This window comes from Collinsella sp. OM04-5, assembly GCF_003439125.1.
GTDB lineage: Bacteria > Actinomycetota > Coriobacteriia > Coriobacteriales > Coriobacteriaceae > Collinsella.
Genome location: NZ_QSUU01000017.1, coordinates 22,641 through 30,917 on the forward strand (window position 1 = coordinate 22,641; position 8,277 = coordinate 30,917).

The 8,277-nt window shown below is 58.4% G+C and carries 6 protein-coding genes; 4 read left to right on the top strand and 2 right to left on the bottom strand.

Going from position 1 to position 8,277, the window contains the following annotated elements; genetic code table 11:
• The first annotated feature begins 10 nt into the window (after nucleotides 1–10).
• A complete protein-coding gene (locus tag DXB53_RS09410; protein WP_117584246.1) occupies nucleotides 11–1,210 on the top strand; it encodes an ABC transporter ATP-binding protein in 1,200 nt (399 codons plus the stop codon).
• A gap of 455 nt (nucleotides 1,211–1,665) precedes the next feature.
• On the opposite strand, the gene glgP is transcribed toward DXB53_RS09410, so the two are convergent.
• Both glgP and malQ read right to left on the bottom strand, forming a co-directional pair.
• Complete coding sequence (glgP, locus tag DXB53_RS09415; RefSeq protein WP_117584247.1) at nucleotides 1,666–3,933, bottom strand: glycogen/starch/alpha-glucan family phosphorylase; 2,268 nt, start codon at nucleotides 3,931–3,933, stop codon at nucleotides 1,666–1,668.
• A gap of 128 nt (nucleotides 3,934–4,061) precedes the next feature.
• Nucleotides 4,062–5,639, bottom strand: a complete 1,578-nt coding sequence (gene malQ / locus DXB53_RS09420) for a 4-alpha-glucanotransferase (protein WP_255413150.1) — start codon at nucleotides 5,637–5,639, stop codon at nucleotides 4,062–4,064.
• A 291-nt stretch (nucleotides 5,640–5,930) separates the two neighbouring features.
• Between malQ and DXB53_RS10230 the strand changes: the two genes are divergently transcribed.
• The 3 genes from DXB53_RS10230 to DXB53_RS09435 all read left to right on the top strand — a co-directional run bounded on the left by DXB53_RS10230 (nucleotide 5,931) and on the right by DXB53_RS09435 (nucleotide 7,726).
• A complete protein-coding gene (locus DXB53_RS10230) occupies nucleotides 5,931–6,524 on the top strand; it encodes an ATP-binding protein (protein ID WP_084591805.1) in 594 nt (197 codons plus the stop codon).
• 327 nt (nucleotides 6,525–6,851) lie between these two features.
• Nucleotides 6,852–7,388, top strand: a complete 537-nt coding sequence (locus DXB53_RS09430) for a hypothetical protein (protein WP_035137761.1) — start codon at nucleotides 6,852–6,854, stop codon at nucleotides 7,386–7,388.
• Nucleotides 7,389–7,396: 8 nt separating this feature from the next.
• On the top strand, nucleotides 7,397–7,726 hold the full coding sequence (locus DXB53_RS09435; protein WP_052044110.1) for a helix-turn-helix transcriptional regulator: 330 nt from the start codon (nucleotides 7,397–7,399) through the stop codon (nucleotides 7,724–7,726).
• Nucleotides 7,727–8,277: the final 551 nt, after the last annotated feature.

Consider the following 8,277-nt stretch of genomic DNA (forward strand, 5'->3'; position numbering starts at 1 on the left):
AGGTAAAGACATGGCCGAGATCGTTCTCAAACATGTTCAGAAGGTGTATCCCAACAACGAGTCAAAAAAGAAGGGCTTCTTTGGCAAAAAGAAGAAGACCGAGGAGAAGAAGCACAACCTCAAGGTTACCGAGGACGGTGTGCTCGCTGTAGAGGACTTCAACCTCACCGTTCACGACCAGGAGTTCATCGTCCTCGTTGGCCCTTCTGGCTGCGGTAAGTCCACGACGATGCGCATGGTCGCCGGCCTGGAGGACATCACCTCCGGCGATGTGTTCATCGATGGCAAGCGCGTCAACGACGTGGCGCCCAAGGACCGCGACATCGCCATGGTGTTCCAGAGTTATGCTCTGTACCCCAATATGACGGTGTACGAGAACATGGCGTTTACGCTTGAGCTCAAGAAGGTCCCCAAGGACGAGATCGACCGCAAGGTTCGCTCCGCTGCCGAGATCCTGGGTATTACCGAGTATCTTGACCGTAAGCCCAAGGCACTCTCCGGCGGCCAGCGTCAGCGTGTCGCCATCGGCCGCGCCATCGTACGTGACCCCAAGGTCTTTCTGATGGACGAGCCCCTGTCCAACCTGGATGCTAAGCTTCGTAACCAGATGCGCGCCGAGCTCATTAAGCTGCGTCATGAGATCAAGGGCACGTTCATTTATGTTACTCACGACCAGACCGAGGCTATGACCCTCGGTGACCGTATCGTGGTCATGAAGGATGGCGTCGTCCAGCAGATCGCCACCCCGCAGGAGGTCTTCAACCATCCCGCGAACATCTTCGTCGCCGGCTTTATCGGCGTGCCGCAGATGAACTTCTTCGATGCCCAGCTGGTGCGCTCGGGCAACGGCTTTACCGTCAAGACCGAGGATATGAACGTGGCGCTCGCCCCCGAGACCTGCGCTCAGCTTGCTCTCAACTGGGACGGCGGCGACGTGAAGGAGATCACGGCCGGCGTGCGTCCCGAGCAGATTCTGCTTGCCGACAAGGGCGAGGAGGGTGCGCTCCAGGGCACCGTCGAGGTGACCGAGCTCATGGGCTCGACCGAGCATGTCCACGTGACCGCTCCCGACGGCCAGTTTGTCCTGATTATCCCCGTCGTCGACCTCGAGGCCAAGGGCGCGCTCAAGGCTGGCGACCCCATCTGGTTCAAGTTTGAGAAGAACGCGACTCATCTCTTCGATAAGGTGTCTGGCAAGAACCTTATCTAGGCCCGGTGCATCCAGGCCCTCCCTTTGGGCGACTGCGGCTTTGCCATCCTTTTGCCGCGGTCACATATAAGGCTCCCCTCCCGTCCACTGGGCGAGAGGGGAGCCTTTCTTTGTGTTGGGACTGTCTGACCGGTCGTTTGTCTCGATCTGTAACGGATAGGGCCGATTTCGGACGTTAGATGTTACAGATCGAGGCGGTTCCGCTGAGCTAACCATTTCATCTAAATCTGTAACACCAAAGGCGAATTTCACCTGCTAGATGTTACAGATTGAGATAAACCCAAGGGGAGGGGCCGGTATGTCTCAATCTGTAACAGCTGGGACCGTTTTGGTTGAGTAGTTGTTATGGATCGAGATTGTTTGGCCGAGTCGGATCACAGGGTAACGTGCGGGCACAAAAAACGGAGCCGCGTTGCCGTGGCTCCGTTTTCAAGAGGATGGGCGATGAAACCGAATTAGCTCAGGTGCCAGATCTCGTCGTTGTACTGGGAGATCGTACGGTCGGACGAGAAGGTGCCGGCGTTGGCGATATTGATGAGCGCCTTGCGCATCCAGGCGTCCTGGTCCTCGTAGTCGGCCAGCACGCGCTCCTTGGTCTGGATGTACTCCTCAATGTCGAGCAGGGCCATAAACCAGTCCTTGCCCTTAATGTCGTCGTGCAGGCGCTGCAGGCGCTCGGCGTTGCCGGTTGCCATAAAGGCCGGGTTGGTGATGAAGTCCACCAGCAGTTTAATGCCGGGCTTGCGGTAGAGCGCACCGGCGTTGTAGGTGCCGTCGGCGTAGAGCTGCTCGACCTGTTTGGACGAGGCACCAAAGGTATAGATGTTCTCGTCGCCCACGAGCTCGGCAATCTCCACGTTGGCACCGTCGAGCGTGCACAGGGTTAGGGCGCCGTTGAGCATGAACTTCATGTTGGAGGTGCCGCTCGCCTCCTTGGAGGCCAGGCTGATCTGCTCGGAGATGTCAGCGGCGGGGATCACGCGCTCGGCGGCGGTGACGTTGTAGTTCTCGATCATGACAACCTGCAGGTAGGGAGCCACGTCGGGGTCGTTTGCAATCCACTGCGACAGCGTCAGGATCAGATGGATGATGTCCTGCGCGATAGTGTAGGCAGGCGCCGCCTTGCCGCCAAAGATGATGGTGACAGGGTGCTTAGGCCTGTTGCCGTTCTTGATATCGAAGTACTTCCAGATGATGTAGAGCGCGAGCATCTGCTGACGCTTGTACTCGTGGATGCGCTTGACCTGGACGTCGATGATGGCGTTGGAGGGAATGGTCACGCCCTGCTCGAGCGCCATGAACTGGCGCATGATGGCCTTGGCCTCGACCTTGGTGGCGGCCAGGCGCTCAAGAACGTCCTTGTCGTCGGCGAACTTGGCGAGTTTGTTCAGATCGCCGGTGCTGCGCCAGTCGGTGCCGATTACATCGTCGAGCAGGCTGGCGAGCGCGGGGTTGGCCCCATGGATCCAGCGGCGGAAGGTGATGCCGTTGGTCTTGTTGGAGAACTTCTCGGGATAGATCTCGTAGAACGGATGAAGCTCGGTGTCCTCCAGAATCTTGGTGTGGAGGGCGGCTACACCGTTGATGGAGAAGCCAAAGTGGATGTCCATGTGGGCCATGTGGACGGTGTCGTATTCGTCGATGATGGCGACGCGCGGGTCATCGTGCTCGGCTTTCGCGATCTCATCGAGCTTGACGATAATGTCGGCGATGGCAGGGGAGACCTTCTGCAGGCTAACGAGCGGCCACTTCTCGAGCGCCTCGGCAAGAATCGTGTGGTTAGTGTAGGCGACCAGGGAGCGTACGATGGTCACGGCCTCGTCAAACTCGATGCCATGCTCGGTGGTGAGCAAGCGAATGAGCTCGGGGATGACCATGGTGGGGTGCGTGTCGTTAATTTGGACCACGGCGTAGTCGGCCAGATCGTGCAGGTTGCTGCCGCGCTCGATGGCCTCGTCGATCAGGAGCTGGGCGGCGTTGCTCACCATGAAGTATTCCTGGTAGATGCGAAGCAGGCGGCCCTGCTCGTCGGAATCGTCGGGGTAGAGGAACAAGGTGAGGTTCTTGGCGATCTCGGTCTTGTCGAAGTCGATGGAGCTGCCGGGGACCAGGCCGTCGTCGACGCTCGCCAGGTCGAACAGGCGCAGACGGTTCTTGGTGGGCTGGCCGTAACCGGGCACGTCGATGTTGACGAGCTTGGAGGTAACGGCAAAATCGCCGAACTCGACGGTGTAGGAGCGGTCGTCGTCGACTAGGATGTCCTGCTCACCGAGCCACTCGTCGGGGACGGCCTTCTGCTGGTTGTCGACAAAGCGCTGACGGAACAGGCCGTAGTGATAGTTGAGGCCCACGCCATCGCCGGTCAAGCCCAGCGTGGCGATGGAATCCAGGAAGCATGCGGCCAGACGGCCCAGGCCGCCGTTGCCGAGCGACGGTTCGACCTCGAACTCCTCGATCTTGTTGAGGTCGTGGCCCGCGGCGGTGAGCTGGTCCTTAACCTCGTCATAGATGCCAAGGTCGATCATATTGTTGATGAGCAGCTTGCCGATCAAAAACTCGGCAGAGATGTAGTAGAGCTTTTTCTTGCCGTTGTTGAGAGGACAGGCGGCAGAGCGCTCCTGCACGAGCTTGGCCAGCAGCTTATAAATACGACGGTCATCGAGCTGCTCGAGCGAGGTGCCAAAGGACTGCTCGGCAAGATCCGCAAGATTGATACGGGGCATGTTTCCTCCTGTGATGGGTTGATTACATGTCAGAAATTCAAAAGAAGCCCGCGCGAGGGATTGGAGTGGCCTCGCGCGGGGAAAACGGACGCGTCCGCACGATGGGGTGGGGTCGGGCGCGGTGGCTCCTATTGGGGAAGCTCAATTTCGTCTTCCGACGGGATGCGGAAGTAGGTCTCGGTCCAGCCGGTGAGCTTGTGCTCGAGCTCGCGGGTGATGGCGCCATCGAGCATGCGCCAGGTCCAGTTGCCGCCCATGGTGGCGGGAGTGTTGATGCGCGCCTCGTTGCCCAGGTTGAGCAGGTCCTGCATGGTGTAGATGCAGGTATCGCTTACGCTGGCGGCGATGGCGCGGTTGAGTGCATCGGCCATGGGCTCGCCTGCCTGCTGGTGGGTGTACAGGGCCGCCTGCTCGCGCTGACGCGGGGTGGCCGTTCCCTCAAACCAACCGCGCGCCGTCTCGTTGTCGTGTGTGCCCACATAGGCGACGGTGTTGGCAATGTAGTTGTGCGGCAGGTAGTACGAGTTGGTGCCCTCAAAGGCGAACTGCAAGATCTTCATGCCGGGGAAGCCCGAGTTGTCGCGCATGTCGATGACGCCGGGGGTGAGGAAGCCCAGGTCTTCGGCGATGATGGGCAGCGTGCCGAGCTTTTCCTCGAGCGTCTTGAAGAACTTGAGGCCGGGGCCCTGCGTCCACGAACCGTAGGACGAATCGGGTGAGGAGAACGGCACCTCCCAATAGGCCTCGAAGCCGCGGAAGTGATCCAGGCGGATGACATCGTACATGTCGAGGGCGGCGCGGATACGGCCCTCCCACCAGGAGAAACCGTCGGCTTCCATGGCGTCCCAGTCGTAGATGGGATTGCCCCAGTACTGGCCGGTGGCCGAGAACTGGTCGGGCGGCGTGCCGGCGACACTCACAGGATTACCGGCGGCGTCGATCTTAAAGAGCTCGGGCGTGGCCCACATCTCGACGGAGTCGCGCGAGACATAGATGGGCAGGTCGCCGATGATGAGGATATCGCGCTCGTTGGCATAGGCCTTGAGGCGGCTCCACTGACGATTGAAGAAGTACTGCGTCATCTGGTGGTAGAGCATGCGCGCGGGATGGGCGGCGCAGACCTTGGCAGAAGCCTCGCCGCGGGTACGGAGCTCTGCGGGCCACTCCCAAAAGGCCTTGAGACCGCACTCCTCCTTGACGGTCATGAACTCGCAGTAGGGGATGAGCCAGTCTTCGTTTGCTTGGACAAAGTCGTCGAAGTCGGCCGGCTTGTCGGCGGCAAAGCGCTCGGCGGCGCGGTCGAGAATCTGACGACGGCCACCAAAGATGGCACCATAGTCGACATTGCTGGGGTCGGAGCCCAGGTACACGCCGTCGATATCGCACTGCTCCAGATAGCCGGCCTCGATAAGCTCGGCAAAGTCGATGAAATTGGGGTTGCCCGCACGGGCCGAGAACGACTGATAGGGCGAGTCGCCATAGCTCGTTGTCGTAAGGGGGAGAATCTGCCAGTAATGTTGTTTGCACGAGGCGAGGAAATCGACAAAGTCATAGGCGTTCCAGCCAAAGCCGCCGATACCGTAAGGTCCGGGCAATGACGAAACGGGCATCAGAACGCCGCTTGCACGCTCCATGGATGCACTCACCGTCCTTTTGAATAAGGGGCTGCGCCGTAGATGGATAGACGGCTCGTCCCGAGTTTCCATTGCTATTGTCCCTATTGTAGAACATGTTGTTTAAACATGTATAGAGAGAATGAAAAAGTTGCCGACTTTCGGTGAATGGTAGTGCGCCATAGACGATATGAGTTGAACATTGGGAGCTCCTCCCCTTGCGGCTCTTTTGTGGGTCGGGCGACAATGGTCGTCGTCATTAAAGACCGGCTGCCAGCCAGGTTGCAACAATGCAAGAAGGGTTCACATTCAGTTGGCCGTTGACACAAACAATCGCGCGAAGACCTCGTCTTCTTCGGTAAGTCCAGGCGCGGCAAGACGCGCATGGCAGTCGCCCTCACGATGCGCGCGGTCGCCGCGGACATGTCGGTCAGGTTCTGGCAGACCGCGCAGCTGGTTCTCGAGCTCGGCAACGCGAAGCGCAAGGGAACGCTGTCGAAACTGTTGAACGACGTGTCGCCCGCGAGGCTGCTCGTGCTCGACGAGTTCGTCTACGTCCCCTGCGACGTAGACGGTGCGAGGGTTCTCTACCAGGTCATTTCCGTCCATGTAGTGCTCGTAGGCCGCGGCGTCGTCGGGCTCGTCGAAGGAGAGGGACTCCGTCCAGTCCCAGTAGGCCCCCGTCCAGGCGCCCCTGCGCCTGCCGGCCGGCGTCGTCTCGTCGAAGACGAGGCCGTGGCGCAGCAGGAACTTCGACATCCGCTGCTTGGCGTGTTGCAGGTCGTCGCGCGCGTCCTCGAGGGCGCTCGTCGGGGACCCACACCTCGACGACGTTGCGGCGCGCCAGCATGCGTGCCAGCCACTCGGCGTCGCGGCGGTCGTTCTTGCGGCCGCGGTCGGCCGCGGGCCGGTGCATCTTCGGGACCGCCCCGACGACGCAGCCGAGGCCGAGGGCCCGCAGCGCGCGGCCGCGGTTGATGGTACGACCATTGTCGCCCGACCCACGAGAGAGCTGCAAGGGGAGAGGCCCCAATGTTCAACTCATATCGTCTGTTGTGCCAGAGTCGCTCGGGAAAGCGCGACCGACGCAGCGCGCTGTTTTCCAGTCACATCCAGTTCGGGTTGATTTCAGCATGCGATAAGAAACTGGATTTGAATTTCGACTCGAAAGATGGGCAATGCTGATGAGAAACGCTTGGAGTTCGGGATTGCGCGGCGTGAAGCGACCCTCTTCTTATCGAGTTCGTTACAATGTAGGAAAAACAGTAAGTAAGAAGACCTCTGATTGCTTTAGGAGGAGCTGTGGTGAATAGCGCCCAGAAGATCGATAAGTCCATCCAGAAGATGATGACTCTCGGAAGAAGGCTTGGGATTCTGTTTACGGCGCTGTTTATAGCGGTGTGTTGCTGTTCGGTGGTGGTGGTTATTTCCATTGGGCTTATGGCTGCTCAAGGAAACCTATATGATCCATCAAAGACGGTTTCCGTAGTGGTTCCTTTGATGTATCTTCTGATTTCCGGAGGGGCCACATGGACCCTGCGGGGAATCAGCATGGACATGGCTCATGGCGAATCGCCCTTTACCCTTTCGCATGCTCGAAGAATCTCGATTATCGGGTGGCTGTTTGTTGCAGCGGCAATAGGTGACCTCTTGTTTTCTCCGGGGTTTCTTTCGATAGTGATTGGCCCCTTCGACTTGCTGGGGAACGCCTATTCGATGTTTGAAAACCTGGCCCTGCCCATAGATATTGGTGCTGTGCTGGGGGCCGTTTGCTGCTTCTCGATTTCTGCGATATGGCGCTACGGAGCTCTGCTTCAAGACCAGACCGAGGATTTGGTGTGAGGGGCGGCATGGACTATCTGATTATTGAGCTTGAAAGCTTATTGCTTCGACGCGGAAAGACGAGTACGGATATCATTCGGGCGACCGGGCACACACCGGCAAGTATCTCAAAAATACGAAATGGCAAGGTGAAGGCAATTAGGTTAAAGACATTGCTGGATATTTGCGTAGAGCTTGATTGCCAGCCTGGCGATCTTATTAAGCGCGTCAACGAAAGAGAACTTGAGGAACTGGCGACGCGGCGCGCCCGCAACGCGCTGAGCAGGGCGACCGCGACGGGTGATGACCCGGTCCTGGAGTCAGATCATGTTTACGTGGTCGATCTTAGAGACGACTGAGGCTGGAGAATAAAAAAGTATTGAGCAGGTGCAGCCCGTGAAAACAACGGTTTTCACGGGCTGTTCATTCAACGTCCTGCAGTGGCCTGTATTTCTCGCCGCGTCACTGGGGAACGAGAGAGTCATTTCCTGTGCTGGATGCAGGGGGGTGCTTACCTTGTGTAATATATAAATAAGCTTATATTGAAATATGATACATATCGAATTAGAATAACATTATCAATTCGGTATGCAAGGAAAGGAGGGAGAGATGGATTGGATTAACGAGCCGGAGGAAGGCGTTGCACCCGCGTGCGGCAACTGCTTCTTCTACGCGCACGGGGGATGCACGAAGAGGTGCCCCAATCAGTCCTGCACGTTCCGTTTCTAGGGGGCAGAGATGAACTGGCTTTCTACCGCGAAAGGAGGGGAATGAAATGGAATGGATTACCGAGCCGTCAGCCGGGGCTGAGCCCATGTGCAGCAATTGCTTCTTTTACGCGCACGGCAGCTGCAGCACCAAGTGTTCTTCACAGGAGTGCACTATCCGCTTTTAGCGGATAGTGCACGCC

Bases quoted from the DNA above. Each gene is read 5' to 3' on its own strand.
- DXB53_RS09410 (WP_117584246.1), top strand. From the start codon at position 11: ATGGCCGAGATCGTTCTCAAACATGTTCAGAAGGTGTATCCCAACAAC.
- glgP (WP_117584247.1), bottom strand. From the start codon at position 3,933: ATGCCCCGTATCAATCTTGCGGATCTTGCCGAGCAGTCCTTTGGCACC.
- malQ (WP_255413150.1), bottom strand. From the start codon at position 5,639: ATGGAAACTCGGGACGAGCCGTCTATCCATCTACGGCGCAGCCCCTTA.
- DXB53_RS10230 (WP_084591805.1), top strand. From the start codon at position 5,931: ATGGCAGTCGCCCTCACGATGCGCGCGGTCGCCGCGGACATGTCGGTC.
- DXB53_RS09435 (WP_052044110.1), top strand. From the start codon at position 7,397: ATGGACTATCTGATTATTGAGCTTGAAAGCTTATTGCTTCGACGCGGA.